The sequence below is a fragment of the Pseudoduganella umbonata genome (assembly GCF_014192225.1).
Lineage (GTDB): Bacteria > Pseudomonadota > Gammaproteobacteria > Burkholderiales > Burkholderiaceae_D > Rugamonas > Rugamonas umbonata.
The window spans coordinates 1,156,482-1,175,057 of record NZ_JACHXS010000001.1; the positions used below are offsets into that span (position 1 = coordinate 1,156,482).

Annotated in this window: 16 protein-coding genes; 4 read left to right on the forward strand and 12 right to left on the reverse strand. The window is 65.2% G+C overall.

From position 1 onward, the window contains the following. The first annotated feature begins 1 nt into the window (after position 1). Positions 2-1,087: an AI-2E family transporter gene (locus FHS02_RS04765; protein ID WP_229422549.1), complete on the forward strand. Its 1,086-nt coding sequence runs from the start codon at positions 2-4 to the stop codon at positions 1,085-1,087. Between the two features lie 43 nt (positions 1,088-1,130). On the opposite strand, the gene msbA is transcribed toward FHS02_RS04765, so the two are convergent. Beyond that, positions 1,131-2,942: a lipid A export permease/ATP-binding protein MsbA gene (msbA, locus tag FHS02_RS04770; protein WP_137313038.1), complete on the reverse strand. Its 1,812-nt coding sequence runs from the start codon at positions 2,940-2,942 to the stop codon at positions 1,131-1,133. A gap of 361 nt (positions 2,943-3,303) precedes the next feature. On the opposite strand from msbA, the gene FHS02_RS04775 reads away from it, so the two are divergent. Then, the gene (locus FHS02_RS04775; protein WP_137313039.1) at positions 3,304-4,335 is read left to right on the forward strand and encodes a choice-of-anchor J family PEP-CTERM protein; all 1,032 of its coding nucleotides are present in this window, start codon (positions 3,304-3,306) and stop codon (positions 4,333-4,335) included. Continuing rightward, on the forward strand, positions 4,322-5,752 hold the full coding sequence (locus FHS02_RS04780; protein WP_137313040.1) for a PA domain-containing protein: 1,431 nt from the start codon (positions 4,322-4,324) through the stop codon (positions 5,750-5,752). The genes FHS02_RS04775 and FHS02_RS04780 overlap by 14 nt, the downstream gene beginning before the upstream one ends. A 71-nt stretch (positions 5,753-5,823) precedes the next feature. Here FHS02_RS04780 and FHS02_RS04785 read toward each other — a convergent pair whose 3' ends face one another. From FHS02_RS04785 to cyoA, 10 genes are all read right to left on the reverse strand, one after another. Continuing rightward, positions 5,824-6,222, reverse strand: coding sequence for a hypothetical protein (locus tag FHS02_RS04785; protein ID WP_137313041.1), 399 nt, complete (start codon positions 6,220-6,222; stop codon positions 5,824-5,826). Between the two features lie 123 nt (positions 6,223-6,345). After that, positions 6,346-7,353 (reverse strand): 2-hydroxyacid dehydrogenase, encoded by a 1,008-nt coding sequence (locus FHS02_RS04790; protein ID WP_137313042.1) that lies wholly within the window; start codon positions 7,351-7,353, stop codon positions 6,346-6,348. A 123-nt stretch (positions 7,354-7,476) separates the two neighbouring features. Continuing rightward, positions 7,477-9,234, reverse strand: a complete 1,758-nt coding sequence (locus tag FHS02_RS04795) for a putative bifunctional diguanylate cyclase/phosphodiesterase (RefSeq protein ID WP_137313043.1) — start codon at positions 9,232-9,234, stop codon at positions 7,477-7,479. Positions 9,235-9,438: 204 nt separating this feature from the next. Further along, entirely contained in the window at positions 9,439-9,978 is a 540-nt protein-coding gene (locus FHS02_RS04800) for a response regulator transcription factor (RefSeq protein ID WP_137313044.1), read from the reverse strand. Between the two features lie 24 nt (positions 9,979-10,002). Next, on the reverse strand, positions 10,003-11,385 hold the full coding sequence (locus FHS02_RS04805) for an ATP-binding protein (protein WP_137313045.1): 1,383 nt from the start codon (positions 11,383-11,385) through the stop codon (positions 10,003-10,005). Beyond that, positions 11,369-12,202, reverse strand: a complete 834-nt coding sequence (locus FHS02_RS04810) for an SURF1 family protein (RefSeq protein ID WP_137313046.1) — start codon at positions 12,200-12,202, stop codon at positions 11,369-11,371. Before FHS02_RS04810 ends, FHS02_RS04805 begins: the two co-directional genes overlap by 17 nt. Then, positions 12,199-12,624 carry a cytochrome o ubiquinol oxidase subunit IV gene (cyoD, locus tag FHS02_RS04815; RefSeq protein ID WP_137313047.1) on the reverse strand — a complete coding sequence of 142 codons (426 nt, stop codon included), beginning with the start codon at positions 12,622-12,624 and terminating at the stop codon, positions 12,199-12,201. The genes FHS02_RS04810 and cyoD overlap by 4 nt, the downstream gene beginning before the upstream one ends. Further along, complete coding sequence (gene cyoC, locus FHS02_RS04820; protein WP_137313048.1) at positions 12,621-13,256, reverse strand: cytochrome o ubiquinol oxidase subunit III; 636 nt, start codon at positions 13,254-13,256, stop codon at positions 12,621-12,623. Before cyoC ends, cyoD begins: the two co-directional genes overlap by 4 nt. Continuing rightward, the gene (gene cyoB / locus FHS02_RS04825; RefSeq protein ID WP_137313049.1) at positions 13,249-15,252 is read right to left on the reverse strand and encodes a cytochrome o ubiquinol oxidase subunit I; all 2,004 of its coding nucleotides are present in this window, start codon (positions 15,250-15,252) and stop codon (positions 13,249-13,251) included. The genes cyoC and cyoB overlap by 8 nt, the downstream gene beginning before the upstream one ends. Next, complete coding sequence (gene cyoA / locus FHS02_RS04830; protein ID WP_137313050.1) at positions 15,233-16,288, reverse strand: ubiquinol oxidase subunit II; 1,056 nt, start codon at positions 16,286-16,288, stop codon at positions 15,233-15,235. The genes cyoB and cyoA overlap by 20 nt, the downstream gene beginning before the upstream one ends. 456 nt (positions 16,289-16,744) lie before the next feature. Between cyoA and FHS02_RS04835 the strand changes: the two genes are divergently transcribed. After that, positions 16,745-18,094 (forward strand): MFS transporter, encoded by a 1,350-nt coding sequence (locus tag FHS02_RS04835; protein ID WP_137313051.1) that lies wholly within the window; start codon positions 16,745-16,747, stop codon positions 18,092-18,094. A gap of 95 nt (positions 18,095-18,189) precedes the next feature. On the opposite strand, the gene FHS02_RS31815 is transcribed toward FHS02_RS04835, so the two are convergent. Then, the gene (locus FHS02_RS31815; protein WP_217496910.1) at positions 18,190-18,357 is read right to left on the reverse strand and encodes a PEP-CTERM sorting domain-containing protein; all 168 of its coding nucleotides are present in this window, start codon (positions 18,355-18,357) and stop codon (positions 18,190-18,192) included. Positions 18,358-18,576: the final 219 nt, after the last annotated feature.

Consider the following 18,576-nt stretch of genomic DNA (forward strand, 5'->3'; position numbering starts at 1 on the left):
CGTGGAACGACACCAGGAACCCGACACCGGAAAACCCGCCGAACACCGCTTCACGCGCCGCGTCGCCCTCGTCAACGGCATCACGATCATGACGATCCTGGTGCTGGCCGCCATCTGGTTCGCCTACGATGCGCTGCTGCTGGTGTTTGCCTGCATCCTGTTCGCGATCCTGCTGTATGAACTGGCCGGCACCGTGCACCGGCGGCTGCACATCGGCCGCAATGCGGCGCTGGCGGCGGTGGTCGCCGCGCTGCTGCTGGTGTTCGGCATCGGCGGCTGGCTGATGGCGCCGCAGATCGGCGAGCAGGCTGACAAGCTGGGCGCCGCCGTTCCCGACGCGCTGCAGCGCTTTCGCGCCGCGATGGAAGAACAGCCGCTGCTGAAGCGCCTGATGGCCAGCGTACCGTCGCCGGAACAGATGCAGAAGCAGCTGGGCCAGCTGGTGCCCAACGCGGGCCTGTTCTTTTCCGGCCTGCTGGGGGCGGCCGGCAATGCCGTCATCATCCTGTTCGTCGGCATCTATTTCGCCGCCCAGCCGCACATCTATATCGACGGCTTCATCACGCTGATACCGCCGCGCAAGCGCGCGCGGGCCCGCGAGGTGATGGATGAACTGGGCCGCACGCTGTCGCGCTGGCTGCTGGGCAAGGCCGCCTCGATGCTGCTGGTGACGATCCTGTCGGCCGCCGGCCTGGCGCTGCTGGGCGTGCCGCTGGCCCTGATCCTCGGGCTGATCGCCGGCCTGCTCGATTTCATCCCCTACCTGGGACCGCTGATGGCCGGCGTGCCGGCGATGCTGATCGCGTTTTCACACAGTCCGCAGCAGGCACTGTACGTACTGCTGCTGTTCGGCGCGATCCAGCTGGCCGAAGGCTACCTGCTGTCGCCGCTGATCGAGAAGCGCACCGTGTCGCTGCCGCCGGCACTGACGATCGTCATGCAGCTGCTGTTCGGCGCGCTGTTCGGCATGGCCGGCGTGGCGCTGGCCACGCCGCTGACCGCCGTGCTGGCGGTGCTGGTGACGATGCTGTACGTGCAGGACGTGCTGAAGGATCCGGTACGGACACCGTCGGAAAAGCACGACTGATTCCGGGCCCGGGGCGAAGACAGGTGCCCGCGCTGCTTCTCCGTCAGTGGCTCAGCTGCTTCTGGGTCTGGTACAGCCGCGCGTAGGCGCCGCCCTGCGCCAGCAGCGCTTCGTGCGTGCCCGTTTCGGCGATCGTGCCGGCATGCATGACGACGATGCGGTCGGCGTTCTCGATCGTCGACAGCCGGTGCGCGATGACGACCGTGGTGCGGCCTTCCATCAGCCGCTCCAGCGCCGCCTGCACCTGGCGTTCCGATTCCGTGTCGAGCGCGCTGGTCGCTTCGTCCAGGATCAGGATCGGCGCATCCTTGTACAGCGCGCGCGCGATGGCCAGGCGTTGCCGCTGGCCGCCCGACAGGCGCAGGCCGTTCTCGCCGACTTCGGTGGCATAGCCCTGCGGCTGGCGCACGATGAACTCGTGCGCGTAGGCGGCCTGCGCGGCCGCCTCGATGCGGGCCTGGTCGGGTGCCGGGTCGCCGTAGGCGATGTTGGCGGCCAGCGTGTCGTTGAACAACACCACGTCCTGGCTGACCAGAGCGATCTGGGCCCGCAGGTCGGCCAGCCGGTAGTTGCGCAGGTCGACACCATCGAGCAGGATGCGCCCGCCGCCGACGTCGTAGAAGCGCGGCAGCAGGCTGGCCAGCGTGGTCTTGCCGCTGCCCGAGCTGCCCACCAGCGCGACGGTCTCGCCGGCCGGGATGTCCAGCGACACATTGGCCAGCGCCGGCGAGGCGTCCGCGGCGCCGTAGCGGAAGCTGACCGACGCCAGTTCGATGTGGCCGCTGGCGCGCGCCAGCGTGTGCATACCGTCGTCCATCTCGACCGGCGCGTCGATCACGCCAAACACGGATTTCGCCGCCGCCAGGCCGCGCTGCAGCGGTTCGTTGAGCTTGGTGAGGTTCTTGACCGGCGACTGCATGGCCAGCAGCGCCGTCATGAACGTCGCGAAGTCGCCCGCGGTCAGTGCGTTGGCCTGCGCGCGCAGCAGCGCGAAATAAATCACGGCCGACAGCACGACGCCGATCAGCATCATGATGATGCCCGAGTTCATGGCCGCCGTTGCCGCCTGCTTCACGGCCAGCCGCCGGTTCAGTTTCACCACGTCGTCGAAGCGCCGCTGCTCGTATTGCTGGCCGCCGAAGATCTTCACGACGCGCTGCCCGCCGATGCTTTCATCGAGCACGCGGGTCAGTTCGCCCATCGCATGCTGCCCGCTTTCGGAAAGACGGCGCATGCGCCGCCCCGCGAACGTCACCACGGCCGCCACCAGCGGCAGCAGGGTCAGGCAGAACACGGCCAGTTGCCAGTCGTATACAAGCATCGTGACCAGGTAGCCGATGGCCAGGACGGAATCGCGCACCGCCACGTTGATCACGTTCAGGCCCGCCTGCGATACCTGGTTGGCGTCGTACGTCACGCGCGACAGCGTGGTACCGGTCGACGACTGGTCGAAATAGCCGTTCGGCAGGCGCAGGATGCGGGCGAACATTTTCTCGCGCAGGTCGGCCTGCACCTGGTTGCTGAGCCATGCGGAACCGTAGTCGCCGGCAAAGCTGCTGACCATGCGCAGGATGGCAAGCGCCATGATGATCGTGGGAATCGTCCACAGCGCCGCCTGCCCTGCGCTGACCGGCAACAACTGGCCGATCCAGTCTTTCACGGTCGAGGCCACGGCGTCGCCGGCGCCATGCACGATGCCCTGCCCGCCCAGCGCATCGATCACCGTCTTCAACTGCGTGACAAGCAGCACGTCGGTCAGTGAGGCGACCCCGACCGCAAACAGGGTCACGGCAAGCGCGCCGGAATAAGGACGGAATTGCAGCAGCAGGCGGGAATACAGTTGACGGCTCGACACGTGGCGGCAGGGCAAGGGATAAAGGCAGCATTGTACCTGCGATCGATGCACCGATGAAATTCGGGCTGCCACGCTTACCGCAGTAACATTATTTACATTTCATTACAACGCATGGGCATTTCGATAAGTCAAGGGTTCGTTCCATGCCTGTCTGGCGAGCCCTGCAACCACGCTGCAACCCGCATGGATGCTGGGGTTTCACCTGTGCAAAAACTATCGCGTTGCTTTTTCGATACGAATCAAAAAAACATCTCGAATTGTAAGCGCCACGTGCTGAACTCGGCAGTTGATCGACTTATACTCGAATTGCAATTTGCAAAACAATTTGCTTCCTCTTCCATAAGCCAATGAAAGTGAATCAATGAAAACCTTCCTCACTCTCTTTGCATCGGCGGCGCTGACACTATCGGCAGCTGCGCATGCGGAAACGCCCCCGACATCCCTCAGCGAAGGGTTCGACGACATCAGCGCGTTGGGCGGCTGGGTGCTGGACGCCGGCTCGACCAGCTGGTTCCAGGGCAACGCGCAATACGGCTCCCAGGCGGGCGCCGCGGGTTCCTACATCGCTGCGAACTATAACGTCGCCGATCTCGACACCGGGCTCGTCGACAGCTGGCTGATCTCGCCGGAATTCACTTTCACGGCGGCCACGCGCCTGACGTTCTATACCCGCGACAGCGCCGAGGAAGGTTACACCGACACGCTTGACGTCCTGCTCAGCAGTGGTAGCGGTACCACCACTGCCGGATTCACCACGTCGCTGGTTTCGATCACGGGCGAATCCTATCCCGACGGCTGGACCCGGTACACCTATGACTTCACCGGCGCAGGCACCGGACGCCTCGGCTTCCATTACTCGGGCGATTATGAGACCGCCAGCTATATCGGCATCGACAGCGTGGCGATCGCCGCCGTGCCGGAGCCGTCGACCTGGATGATGCTGGGGCTGGGCCTGGCCGCCGTGGGCTTCGCCGCGCGCCGCAGCCGCCGCACCGCAGCCGGTGCCGGCCTGGCGCTGGCCGCGCTGGGCATGTCGCAGGGCGCGATGGCCCACGACGTCACGAAAGACCAGGGCATGGTCGTCGTGCGCGATGCCGAAACGGGTAAGGTGCGCGCCCCGACGGCGGAGGAATACCGCGCCCTGGTGCCTTCGGCGGCGGCGGCGCATGAAGCCAAGTCTGCCCGCGGCATCGTGACGCGGCCACAGGCGGTGGTGATGAAGAACGGTACCCGCAAGATCAGCGTGGAGCACAAGGCCATCTACTCGGTCATCACGAAGAACCCGGACGGCACCATTGCCGAAGCCTGCGTCACCGGCGAAGACACCGCCAATGCACTGATCAACAACGCGCACGCCGCGCAAGCCAAGGGACACCGCCATGAAGCGCAATAACACCAGCATGAAGCACATCGTCGCGGCCCTGGCCGTTGCATTCGGCACCCTCGGTGCGGCGCAGGCCGCCACGATCATCATCGTCAACGGCAACGCAGCGGGCGTAGGCTTCAACGATGAGACGCCGGCCACGCCCGTCGGCGGGAATACCGGCACCACGCTGGGCGAGCAGCGCCTGATCGCGTTCACCTACGCGGCCAATCTGTGGGGCGCGAAACTGGAAAGCACGGTACCGATCCGCATCCAGGCCAGTTTCGAGCCGCTGACCTGCACCGCGACCGGCGCAGTGCTGGGCTCGGCCGGCACGCTGGAAGCGTTCGACGATTTCCCCAACATCCCGAAAAAGGACACCTGGTATCCCGGCGCGCTGGCAAACAAGCTGTCCGGCGAAGACCAGAATCCGGGTCTTGCCGATATCCGCGCCCGCTTCAATTCGCGCCTCGGCCTGTTCCCGGACTGCTTCCCCGGCTCGCCGTTCTACCTCGGGCTGGACGGCAACCACGGCACGGAGACCGACTTCGTCGCCGTGCTGCTGCACGAGATGGGCCATGGGCTGGGCTTCCAGAGCTTCACCGACGAGGAAACGGGCGAATACCTGGATGGCAAGCCGGCAATCTGGGACCACTTCATGACCGATAACCGGACCAACCGCAAGTGGACCGAGCTGTCCGAGGAGGAGCGTGTTGCCAACGCTGTCAGCGTCGACGGCCTGTCGTGGGATGGCCCGAACGTGAATGCCGCGGTGCCGGACGTGCTGGGCCCGCGCGGCGTGGTCACGATCGGCGGCCCGGCGGCCGGCAGCGCGGCCGGCGAAAAGAGCTTCGGCGAAGCCAGCTTCGGCCCCGGCGTCACGGCAGCCAACGTCACCGGCCAGATCATGCCGGTGGTGGAAAACCGCGCCACCAATACCGGGCTGGCCTGCGCACCGCTGTCGCCTGCCAATGCCAAGGCCGTGCAGGGCAATATCGCCCTGGTCGACCGCGGCACGTGCCCGTTCGTGGAAAAAGCCGCGTTCGTGCAGGCAGCCGGCGCCATCGCGATGATCGTGGCCGACAATGCGCCGGGCGACCCGGCCGGCATGAGCGGCAGCGATCCGGATGTGACGATTCCCTCCGTGCGGGTTACGCAGGCCACCGGCCTGGCATTGAAAGCCGCACTGGCATCGCGCAGCCGTACCAGTTCGGGCGTCACCGCCACGCTGGGCGCCGATCCGACCCGCCTGGCCGGCACGGACAACCAGAAACGCATCCTGCTGTACGCGCCAAGCACGTTCTCGCCGGGTTCCTCGGTGTCCCACTACACCACGGCCGCCACGCCGAACCAGCTGATGGAGCCGTCGATCAACGACGACCTGACGCATGAACTGGTGCCGCCGAAGGACCTGACGGTGCCGCTGCTGAAGGATCTCGGCTGGTAATCGCCACGATGCAACCATGAAGGCCGGGCTGTCGCCCGGCCTTTTTCACGTCCGCACCATGGACGCCCGCATCATTCGGCCTGCGGCACTTTCGCCAGTGCCTGCCGCAGAACCCCGTGCGCGATCGCCACCTCGGGCGCGTCGTGCAGCAGCGCCAGGTAGCGCTTGCGGAAATCCTCGTCGATCGGCGGGCGCGGCCCGACCAGGCCCTCGAACGCGGTGCGGTACTGCGCCGCCTCCGTTGCCTCGACGATTTCTTCGTCGTCGAGGCGCTCGTCCAGTTCCGCCATCAGGCCGGACAGTTTCAGCAGCCAAGCGAAATGCGGATGGTTCGTTACCAGCTGCAGGTGTTCGAGCACGCCGCCGACGGCGCCGAAGTACTGGGTCTCGACATCCAGCATGGCCTTGTGCAGGCCGCGGGCGCTGCGGGCCAGGTCGCGCAGGTCCGCGCGCAGCGATTGATCGGTCATGGTGCTGTCCTTCCTGATGGGCTCGAAACGATCATCATAGCCGCTCGGCAATCGCCCTGCAGGAAACTCCCCCGCCACTCCTGCGACCGCCGTGCCTGGTCCGCCATGCGCCGGCTTGCCGGCTCAGCCTGCCGGCAGCAGGTTCGCGCACTGTCCGCCAGCCTGCCAGCAGCGCAGATTGTCGTACGTGATCGCGGCGATCTCACGCAGTGCCTCGATCGTGAAGAATCCCTGGTGTCCCGTCACCAGCACGTTCGGGAACGAGGTCAGCCGGCCGAACACGTCGTCGGCGATGATGTCGGACGAGTGATCGCGGAAGAACAGCGCGCTTTCCTGTTCGTAGACATCGATCGCCAGCGCACCCAGCCGGCGCGACTTCAGCGCGTCGATCACGGCAGCCGTGTCCACCAGCGCGCCGCGCGACGTATTGACGAGCATCGCGCCCTCTTTCATCCGCGCCAGCGTGGCAGGGCCGATCAGGTGGCGCGTCGCATCCGTCAGCGGGCAGTGCAGCGATACGATGTCCGACTGCGCCAGCAGGTCGTCGAGCGGTACCATGCTGCCCAGTTCCGCGAACCCCGGCGCAGGATACGGGTCGTATCCCAGCACCCGGCAGCCGAATCCGCGCAGGATGCGTGCGGTTGCCAGCCCGATCTTGCCGGTGCCGACGATGCCCGCAGTCTTGCCATGCAGCGTAAAACCAACCAGGCCGTCGAGCGCAAAATTGCCTTCGCGAACGCGATTGAAGGCCCGGTGCGTGCGGCGGTTCAGCGTGAGGATCATCGCCAGCGCGTGTTCCGCCACCGCTTCCGGCGAATAGGCGGGCACCCGCGCGGCGAACATGCCCAGCCGCGCCAGCGCGGCCAGGTCCACGTTGTTGAAGCCGGCGCAGCGCAGCAGGACGGCGCGCACGCCCAGCGCGTGCAGCCGTTCCAGCACGGCGGCATCGAGGATGTCGTTGACGAACACGCAAACGGCATCGCATTCCTGCGCCAGCACCGCGGTGCCCGTGTCGAGCGCGGTATCGTGGTAGTCGATCGCCAGGCCGGCGGGACGGGCTTCCTCGAAGAAGCGGCGGTCGTAAGGCTGGGCACTGAACATTGCCAGCCGGAGGGTGTGCGGAACGGTCATCGTGCCTTCTTCCGGTAAGCGGCGGCTGCCGCGTCGGCGCCAGTATGGTCCAGAAGCGCGCACGATGCCAGCGGACGATGGTCGACGGATGATGATGGAAGCTGCAGGGCCGGCCCGGAAGGATCAGTGCGCCGCGGCCTCGCGGTACCAGAGCGCGAACTGCGCCGGTTCCAGCGCGCGCGCATACAGCCAGCCCTGCGCCTCGTCGCAACCGGCGGCGCGCACCAGCGCGGCCGCTTCCGCTGTCTCGACTCCCTCGGCCACCACCCGGTACCCGAGGTCGTGCGACAGCGACGCCATGGCGGCGACCAGGGCGCGCTTGCGCGCGTCGGCCTCGATGCCGCGCACGAAGCCCTGGTCGATCTTGACCACGTGGGCTGGAATGCTCTGCAGGTAGGCCAGGCTGCTGTAGCCGGTACCGAAGTCGTCGATGGCGATGCGCACGCCCGCGGCGTGCAGCGCAGCCAGCGTGCGGTCCGCCGCGGCCTGGTTGCCCATGGCCGCGCTTTCCGTGATCTCCAGCTCCAGCCGGTCGGGCGTCACGCCATGGGCCTGCAGCCGCGTCACGATCTGCAGCGCGAAATCCGGCTCCAGCAGGTTCGGCGCGGCGACGTTGACGGACAGCGTCAACGCGATGTCCGCATCCTGCCATGCACGCAGTTGCCGCAGCGCGGCGTCCACGATCCACGCGGTAGCGGGCCGGGCCATCGACGTCTGTTCGACGATCGGCATGAACTCGCCGGGCGAAATACCGCCCAGCTCCGGGTGGGTCCAGCGCAGCAGCGCCTCGGCGCCGACGCAGGCGCCGTTAGCCAGGTCGATGCGGGGCTGGTAGACCAGCCGGAGCTGGTCGTGCGCCGCCAGCGCATTGCCGAACTCGGTGAGCAGCGTGAAGCGCCTGCGCCACGCGGCATCCTCGGCCGGCGAGTACACCGCCACCGGCGCACCGGCCGCATAGGCATCGTGCACGGCGCCCTGCGCGGTACGCAGCACGTCCAGCGCATCCGTGCGGCCCACGGCGAACGGTGCGATGCCGGCTGCGGGCGACGTCACGAAGCGCGACGTCGACCATGCGTCGCCGCTTTGCAGCCATCGCTCGATGCGCACGCGGCAGTCGTCCAGCGACAGTTCAGGCGCCATGACCACGATGAACTGCGTGGCCGCGACGTGATACATCCTGGCCGCCGCGCCGAATTCGGCGCGGAACGAGCGCACGGCCTCGGTCACCAGCCGGTCGACGTAGGAAGAGCCCATCACGCGCGCCGCGTTGGCCAGCTGCTCCGGGTTCGCCAGGTGCACCAGCACGGCCAGCCGCGCTTCGCCGGCCGGGCGGTCCTTTTCCAGGTCGCCCATGTCGTCGATGTACTGGTTACGGTTGGGCAGGCCGCTGATCGGGTCGATGCGGCCCATTGCATGCTGCAGCTCGATCTGCGACATCGCCATCGCCGCGAGGTCCGTCAGGGCATCGCGCTCGGACTGCGTGATCTGGCGCGGCGTCGTGCCGAGCACGCACATGGCGCCCAGCGCATGCCCGTCGCGCGTCGTCAGCGGTGCACCGGCGTAGAAGCGCACGCCGTTGCGTGCCAGGTGGCTGTCGCGGAAGTGCGGGTCGTCGAGAAGGTCCGGAATGACAAGGAACCCGGCCGTATCGGCCACGGTGGCACACGGCGCCCGCAGGCGCGGGATGGTCCAGTGCTCGATGCCGACGCGCGACTTGAACCACTGCCGGTCGGAATCGGTCAGCGACACGGCGGCAATGGGCAGGCCGAATACCTGCGCGGCCATGCGCGTGATGCGGTCGAACGCTTCGGACGGGGGCGTGTCGAGCAGGTCGAGTTTGCGCAGCGTGTCCAGGCGCGCCGCTTCGGTATGGCAAGTCATGTAGTCAACTCAGGATCGGGCGCCGGAACGGCGCGTGAACTGCGATGCGTGGCTTGGGCACCAGGGACGCCAGCGCGGAAATTGATATTGGCGCAAAGCAACATCATTGTACCGCGAATTCCGCACCGGAGGTGGGACATGGCAATCGTGCGCCGCCGCAGTGTCGCGCGGCCGCCACCGGCGGCCGGCGCCGCTGCCCGGGCCCTACTTGACGCGCTGTTTTTCCAGCTTGCGCGCCAGCGTGCGGCGGTGCATGCCGAGACGGCGCGCCGCTTCCGAGATATTGAATTCCGTTTCGGCCAGCACCGCGTGGATGTGTTCCCACTCCAGCGTCTTGACCGACGTGGCGCGCCCCGTCACCTCCACCTCGGCGCTGCCGGCCACGTGCGCAAAGGCGGCTTCGATATCGTCCGTATTGGACGGCTTGGCCAGGTACTGGGCGGCGCCCAGCTTGACCGCCTCGACGGCCGTATTGATGCTGGCGTACCCTGTCAGCACGACGATCAGCATTTCCGGGTCGTGCTGGTGCAGCATCTGCACGCAGGCCAGGCCGGAGGAATTGCCCTTCAGCTTCAGGTCGACGACGGCATAGCCGGGCGTGTGTTCGTCCAGCAGCGCGGACGCCTCGTCGACGTTCGCGGCATGCAGCACGTGGTAGCCGCGCCGCTCGAACGAGCGGCCCAGCGTGCGGGCAAAGGCTTCGTCGTCCTCGACGATCAGCAGGCAGCGTTGTTCTTCGGTCATGTCAGGTGAGGCCCAGGTAAAAAGTCATGCCGGAGGCGCTCCGGGATCGGCGAGGCCGGCGGGCGTATCGTCGAGCGCGATGGAGGACAGCGGCAGGCGGATCACCACCTCGGCGCCGCCCTCCTCGCGGTTGCGCGCGCCGACCGTGCCGCCCAGCGTGCGGGCCACGTTTACCACCAGGAACAGGCCCAGCCCGCTGCCCGGCTTGCCCTTGGTCGAATTATACGGCTTGCCGATCTGCGCCAGCACGTCCGGGTCGAAGCCGGGGCCGGCATCGAGCACGCGCAGGATCAGGTGGCCGTCCTCGCGGGTGGCTTCCAGTTCCACGCGGGCCGGCGATGCCTCGACGGCGTTGTCGAGCACGTTGCAGATCATCTGCTTCAGCGTTTCGTCGAATACCACGGGCAGGTCGCTCTTCATGCGGTTGAAATAAAAGAAATGCTGCACGGGGCGGGTGCTGCGCCACTCCTGCGCCAGCTCGTCGAGGAAAGTGGCCAGCGTGGTCTTGGTGGACGACTCGCCGCGCGTTTCGCCGGCCGACAGCAGGATGCCGGACACGATCGCCTTGCAGCGCTTGAGCTGGGCCTGCATTTCGCCGATCTCTTCGAGCAGTTCCGGATTGCGGGCGAATTCCGGCATGCGCTTCCAGTCGCCCAGGATCACCGACAGCGTGGCGAGCGGCGTGCCCAGCTCGTGCGCGGCGCCGCTGGCGAGCAGGCCCATACGCACCACGTGCTCCTCCTCGGCGGCGCGCTGGCGCAGGTCGGCCAGCTGGGCGTCGCCGGCACGCAGGTTGGCCGTGATGCGGGTGATGAAGAACACCAGCAGCGCGGCGTTCAGCATGAAGCAGATCAGCATGCCCTGCACGTACAGCGACAGCACACCGCCCGCGTGTTCGACGTCGAGCGGCAGCGGCAGGTGGTTGCGCGACAGGCCGGCCAGGCAGGCAGCGGTGATCAGCACGAATGTCCACGCGTACGCCGGTGCCAGCAGCACGGCGGACAGGATCACCTGCAGCAGGTACAGGAAGGCGAACGGATTGGTGGCGCCGCCGGACAGGTAGAGTTGCGACGTGAGGATCGCCACGTCCACCAGCAAGGCCATGAAGAGCTCGGTATTGCGCACGTAGCGCACTTCGTGCCAGCGCAGGTGGCTGGCCACGTTGAACGCGATCAGGCAGGCCAGCACCTGCAGCATCGGCACCAGCGGCAGCACGATGTCATACAGGTAGATGGCGGCGGTGATCGTGGCCACCTGCCCGACCACGGCGATCCAGCGCAGCTGGATCAGCTGCATCATGTTCTTGTGGCCGGCCGCGTACTCGACGCCGGCCGCCGCCACCTGCGCGCGGCGGCCGTCCGGCTTGCGCCGTTCCCCGGCGCGGCGCTGCTCAGTCTGTTCCGTCATCCGCTCCCCTCGTCCTGCGCCGGTCGTGGCGCAGCACGAGATAATAGCCGCCCGCGACCATCGCGGCCAGCCCGAACCAGGTCAGCGCATACACCAGGTGGTTGTTCGGGAAGGCGATCACGGTCAGGCCGCCGGTCGGTTTTTCCTCGGCGTCGCGGGGATGCTCCTGCCCTCTGGGCGCATCGATGAAGAACGGTGCCGCCTGCGGCATGCCCCGCGCGGCCGCCATCGGCGCGATGTCGCGCGTGTACCAGCGGTCGTTGGCCGGGTCGTTCTCGCGCAGGATGCGGCCCTTCGGTTCAGGGAACCGCAGCAGTCCGGTGATGTCGACGGGCGTGCCGCCGGCCGCGCAAGGATCGGGTCCGGCCTTCGGCGGCGCCGGCAATTTCAGGTCGCCCGAGCGCATCGGCACGAAGCCGCGGTTGACGAACACGATGCCATCGTCCGTGCACAGCGGCGTCATCAGCCAGAAGCCGATGCCGAGCGCGGTGGTGGTCTGCACGCGCGTGGTGTAGTCGTAGAGGAAGGTGCCGCGGATCGTCACGCGCAGGTATTCGTGCGTGTCGACGGCCACGCGTGGCCAGTCGGCGGCGCGCGGCGCCGGTACCGGGTCGGCATGCACCCGCGCGTCGACGCGGGCGATCAGGTCCTGTTTCCACTGCAGGCGCTTGACCTGCCAGCTGCCGAGGAAAGCAAAGGCGCAAAAGAAAAACGCCGCAGCGGCGGCGAGGGCGATGCGGGTTCCCCTGGAGGGACCCGCTGCCCGCGCGTTCTGCTGCGGCGTCGAACTTGCGCCACCGTGTGGCGCGTCGTTCATGGCATGTCGTGCGCCTGCTGCGGCGAACTGATATGCGGCATGTTCGGCATCATGTTCTTGTTCATGTGGTACATGACCCACAGCGAACCGGCCAGGGTGATGACGACGATGATGATCGTGAAGATCAGGGCCAGCATGTTCCAGCCACCCTCCGACTTCGCGTTCATGTGCAGGAAGTACACCATGTGCACGACCATCTGCACGGCGGCGAAGCCGAGGATCACGAAGCCGGTGGTGGCCGGATCCGAGATGACGTTGTTCATCACCAGCCAGAACGGGATCGCGGTGAGGATCACGGACAGCACGAAGCCGATCACGTAATCCTTCATCGAGCCATGCACGGCGGAACCGTCGTGGTGATCGTCGTGGCCGTGGCCGTGGTCGTCATGACCGTGACCGTGGTGGTGTTTGTGGTCGCTCATGGCAGCACTCCCATCAGGTAGACAAAGGTAAACACGCCGATCCAGATCACGTCCAGGAAGTGCCAGAACAGCGACAGGCAATTCAGGCGGCGCAGGTTTTCCGGAATCAGGCCATGTTTGCTGATCTGGAACATCAGCGTGACCAGCCAGATCGCGCCGAACGTCACGTGCAGGCCGTGGGTACCGACCAGCGCGAAGAACGCCGTCAGGAAGCCGCTGCGCTGCGGGCCCGCGCCCAGGTGGATCAGGTGGTGGAATTCATAGATTTCCACCGCCAGGAACAGCAGGCCGAAGACGCCGGTGATACCCAGCCACAGCAGCGTGCCGGACTTGTTCTTCACCTTGGCCTGCAGCATCGCAAAGCCGTACGTGATCGACGAGAACAGCAGGAACGCCGTGTTCAGCGCGATCAGCTTCAGGTCGAACAGCTCGGCGCCGCCCGGGCCGCCGGCGAAGTTGCGACCCAACACGGCGTAGGTCGCGAACAGGCAGGCGAAGATCAGGCAGTCGCTCATCAGGTAGATCCAGAAACCCAGCATGGTGCCGTTTTCCGGATGGTGCTCGCGCACCAGGTAGCGCGAGCTCGGGTCGGCGCTAGCCGCGCCGGCGGAGGTTACGTAGGTATCAGACATGGCTTCCCAGCAAAGCGGTATGGCGTTCTTCGGTACGGGTCACTTCTTCCGCCGAAATGTAGTAATCGCGCTTGTAGTTGAACGTGTGGACGATGATCGCGACCATCATCGCGACGAAGGCGGCGATGACCAGCGGCCACATGTGCCAGATGATGCCGAAGCCCATCGCAGCCGACAGCGCCGCGATGATGAAGCCTGCACCGGTGTTGGCCGGCATGTGGATCTTCACATAGTCTTTCAGCGGACGCTGGTAGCCGTTCTTCTTCATGTCGGCCCAGCTGTCGTTGTCGTGCACGACCGGGGTGAACGCGAAGTTGTAGTCCGGCGGCGGCGACGACGTCGACCACTCCAGCGTGCGGCCTTCCCACGGATCGCCCGTCACGTCGCGCAGCTGCTTGCGGCGCAGGAACGACACGAAGAACTGCATCAGCATCGCGCCGATACCGCCGGCGATCATCAGCACGCCCAGGAACGCAACCACGAAGTACGGCTGCATGGCCGGATCTTCCAGCATGTTCAGGCGGCGCGTCACGCCCATGAAGCCCAGTGCGTACACCGGCATCCAGGCGACATAGAAGCCGACCACCCACAGCCAGAACGATACCTTGCCCCAGAACACGTCGAGCTTGTAGCCGAACGCTTTCGGGAACCAGTAGTTGATGCCTGCGAACAGGCCGAACAGCACGCCGCCGATGATCACGTTGTGGAAGTGGGCGATCAGGAACAGCGAGTTGTGCAGCACGAAGTCGGCCGGCGGGATTGCCAGCATCACGCCCGTCATGCCGCCGATCGTGAAGGTGACCATGAAGGCCACGGTCCACATCATCGGCAGTTCGAAACGGATACGGCCGCGGTACATCGTGAACAGCCAGTTGAACAGCTTCGCGCCGGTCGGGATCGAGATGATCATCGTGGTGATGCCGAAGAACGCGTTCACCGATGCGCCGGAACCCATCGTGAAGAAGTGGTGCAGCCAGACCAGGTACGACAGGATCATGATCACGCAGGTCGCGTACACCATCGAGGTGTAGCCGAACAGGCGCTTCGAGCAGAACGTCGACACCACTTCCGAGAAGATGCCGAAGCACGGCAGGATCAGGATGTACACCTCGGGGTGGCCCCAGATCCAGATCAGGTTCACGTACATCATGGCGTTGCCGCCCATTTCGTTCGTGAAGAAGTGCGTGCCCAGCAGGCGGTCCATGCCCAGCATGGCCAGCACCGCGGTCAGTACCGGGAAGGCCGCCACGATCAGGATGTTGGTGCACAGCGCGGTCCACGTAAACACCGGCATCTTCATCAGGTCCATGCCCGGCGCGCGCATCTTGACGATGGTGACGATCAGGTTGACGCCGGACAGCAAGGTGCCGACCCCGGCGATCTGCAATGACCAGATGTAGTAATCCACCCCCACGTCAGGCGAGGCGAGGATGCCGGACAGCGGCGGATAGGCCAGCCAGCCGGTACGGGCGAATTCGCCGACGAACAGCGAAGCCATCACCAGCGCGGCGCCCATCGCCGTCATCCAGAACGAGAAGTTGTTCAGGAACGGGAACGCCACGTCGCGCGCGCCGATCTGCAGCGGCACCACGTAGTTCATCAGGCCCGTGACCAGCGGCATCGCCACGAAGAAGATCATGATCACGCCGTGGGCGGTGAAGACCTGGTCGTAGTGGTGCGGCGGCAGGAAGCCGGCATTGTCGCCGAAGGCGATGGCCTGCTGGGCGCGCATCATCAGCGCGTCGGCAAAGCCGCGCAGCAGCATGACCAGGCCCAGGATCATGTACATGATCCCGATCTTCTTATGGTCGATACTGGTCAGCCAGTTGCGCCACAGGTTGCCCCAGACGCGGAAATACGTCATCGCACCCAGCAGTGCACCGCCACCCAGGATGACGGCGGCGAAGGTGACGAGCAGGATCGGCTCGTGGAGCGGAATTGCTTCCCAGCTCAGCCTGCCGAAGAAGGCATGGTTTTCAGTTGGATACGCTTGCATTGTTGCTCTTCATGGAAAGTTGGGTCTTGTCCGCGGGCGTCGTGCAGATTTCCGCGTCGGCTTGCGCCAGCTTGGCAACCTCGCTGGCACCCCGCCGGCGCGCTTCCTGGTGGGCCTTGTGCTTGGCGTTGCGGTTGGCGTCTTCATGCATCTGGTGCGCCATGCATGGCGTGCCCGGTTCGACGCACAGGTTCAGGATCGCGTCGTACAGCGTGTTGTCGACGGTGGCCCAGCGGCGTATCGGATCCTTTTCGCTGGGCTTGGCCAGCTGCATGTAGTCCGGACGCTGCAGCGAACCGCCTTCGGCCTTCACCTTCGCCACGTAGGCGTCGAAGTCGGCGTGGTTCATCGCGTGGTACTTGAAGCGCATGTGCGTGAAGCCGGAGCCGCTGTAGTTCGACGAGAAGCCGTCGTACGTACCGACCTTGTTCATCACCGCGTTCAGCTGGGTTTCCATGGCCGGCATCGTGTAGATCATGCCTGCCATTGCCGGGATGTAGAAAGCGTTCATCACGGACGACGCGGTCATGCGGAACTTGATCGGACGGTCGATCGGCGTGGCCAGTTCGTTCACGGTGGCGATGCCCTGCTCCGGATAGATGAACAGCCACTTCCAGTCCAGCGCCACGACCTGCACTTCCATCGGGCGCACGTCGGCCGGCAGCGGACGATTTTCATCGAGGCGCTGCAGGGGGCGGTACGGATCCAGCAGGTGGGTGCTGATCCAGGTGATCAGGCCCAGCACGATAATCAGCAGCAGGGGCACGCCCCAGATCACGAGCTCCAGCTTGGTGGAGTGATCCCAGTCCGGATCGTACTTCGCGGACGTGTTGCTTTGACGATAACGCCAGGCGAACCAGAGCGTTAATGCAATGACGGGAACGACGATCAGGCACATCAGGAGGAACGATACGATCACCAGATGAGCCTGCTGCGCCGCGATATCACCGGACGGATTCAACACCACCGTATTGCAGCCGGTCAGCCACAACAGGGAGAGAAGACCCAGTCCACTGCGAACAATGGATGATTTCATTAAGTTATGTGCGCTACAGAGGATTGAGAACATGCTACTGTACCGTCACAGGCGTGCGAAATGGAATTGGACACTTTGTCTCACCCCGGCTGGTATCTTGAACGTGCCTTGACCGTATCTTGAACGTACCTTGAAGGTATCTTGAAGGTATCTTGAAGGTGTCTCGAAGGCATCTCGGAGCAGCGTTGAAAAACTGCATCGAGCGGATCCAGCACCGAGCAGGTTCTGTACTGAGCAGGTTCTGTGATTTGCACGCGAACGCGGGCGCCGGAAAATTGCATCGCTATCATGATTAGTGAAGATCAGTAAAGATTAGCCATGATTATCAATGATGCGATTTTTCATTTATGTAGTGCGGCGCACAGTCGGCAATGCACAGTCGAGGTAAGGTTTCATCGTGGATTCAACTTGTCCAATCCGGTTCGCAAGAACCTGGTACAACCATGAGAGACGAATATGGCAACGACTACCTATGACGGAAGTAACATCCCGGCGGATTATCAGCCAAGTCCCACCAGCAGCGGCGCACGCAACATTAATGCTCGCGATGGCGAAATACACCCCGGCGAAATCGCCGTCGGCGTGGTGATCGGCCGAGCGTCCGAATATTTCGACTTTTTCGTCTATGCGATCGCCTCGGTCCTGGTCTTCCCTTCCTTGTTCTTTCCGTTCGACGACAGGCTGACGGCCACCCTGTATTCGTTTGTCATCTTTTCGTTCGCCTTCATCGCGCGGCCGATCGGCACCGTGTTCTTCATGTGGATCCAGCGCCGGTTCTCGCGCGAGGGCAAGCTGACGGGCGCCCTCTTCCTGCTCGGTATCTCCACTGTCGGCATTGCTTTCCTGCCATCGTTCGCCGACGCCGGCACCACGGCCATCGTGCTGCTGGCGCTGTTCCGCATCGGCCAGGGCCTGGCCCAGGGCGGTTCGTGGGACGGCCTGCCGTCGCTGCTGGCGCTGAACGCGCCGCAGGACAAGCGCGGCTGGTATGCGATGCTGGGCCAGCTCGGCGCACCGGCCGGCTTCATGGTCGCCGCCGGCATTTTCGCCTACATGATCGGCAGCGTGTCGGCGCTGGACTTCCTCGACTGGGGCTGGCGCTTCCCGTTCTTCGTGGCATTCGCCATCAACGTGGTCGCGCTGTTTGCCCGCCTGCGCCTGGTGTCGACACCTGAATATTCGCGCCTGCTCGACGAACGCGAGCTGGAACCCGTCAGCCTGTCCGAGCTGTCGCACACCCAGGGCCGCAACGTGATCATCGGCGCCCTGGCCGCGCTCGCCAGCTACGCGCTGTTCCACCTGGTGACGGTGTTCCCGCTGTCGTGGGTGCAGCTGTACTCGACGCGCACGCTGGACGGCTTCCTGTGGCTGCAGTTCTGGGGCGCAGGCGTGGCGCTGCTGGCCACCATCGCCTCCGGCGTGATCGCCGACCGCTTCGGCCGGCGCACCACGCTGGGCACGCTGGCCGCGCTGATTGCCGTGTTCTCCGGCTTCGTCCCCACGCTGATGCAGGGCGGCGACTCGGGCCAGAACATCTTCATCATCGTCGGCTTCGCGCTGCTGGGCCTGTCGTACGGCCAGGCCGCCGGCGCGGTGACCGCCAACTTCGCGCCGCGCCACCGCTACACCGGCGCCGCGCTGACGTCGGACCTGGCCTGGCTGGTCGGCGCCGCGTTCGCACCGCTGGTTGCGCTGGGCCTGTCGGCTCACTACGGCCTGGGCTATGTCAGCCTGTACCTGCTGTCGGGCGCTGTCGCGTCGCTGGCTGCCCTGTCCGTGAACCGGGCGCTGGAAATCAGGAACTGACGCTACCGCCGATCCGATGAAAAAAGCCGGGAACCCAGGTTCCCGGCTTTTTTGCTTTCATGCTTCACCGCCGTGGGGCGGGCGGCTTGCCCCGATCACTTTTGCTGCCGGCCCCTGCGCGCTGCACCCAGCAGCAAACCGGCGCCCAGCATCGCGTAAGTGGCCGGCTCGGGAACCGGCGAAATCTGCGTAACGGTCTTCACGGTATGACTGGCGAACGTCCGGGTGTAGTACTCGCCCGGCATCTGATAACCGAAATCCACCTGCCTGATGCCGTACGACGTGTCGTAACTGGTACTCTGGCCGACCCACCATGCCTCGCTGCCCGGTGCTGTCGAGTACCAGACATTGCTGCCTGCAGTTCCAGTCCCCCGCCTCGTTTCCAGGCCTGCAACAGTATATTTTTATTATTGTTTTTCTTCTAATAAACCTAAAGAAAGGTGTCAATCGGGCGCCACACCAGTAAATTGCAAGGCGTGGCG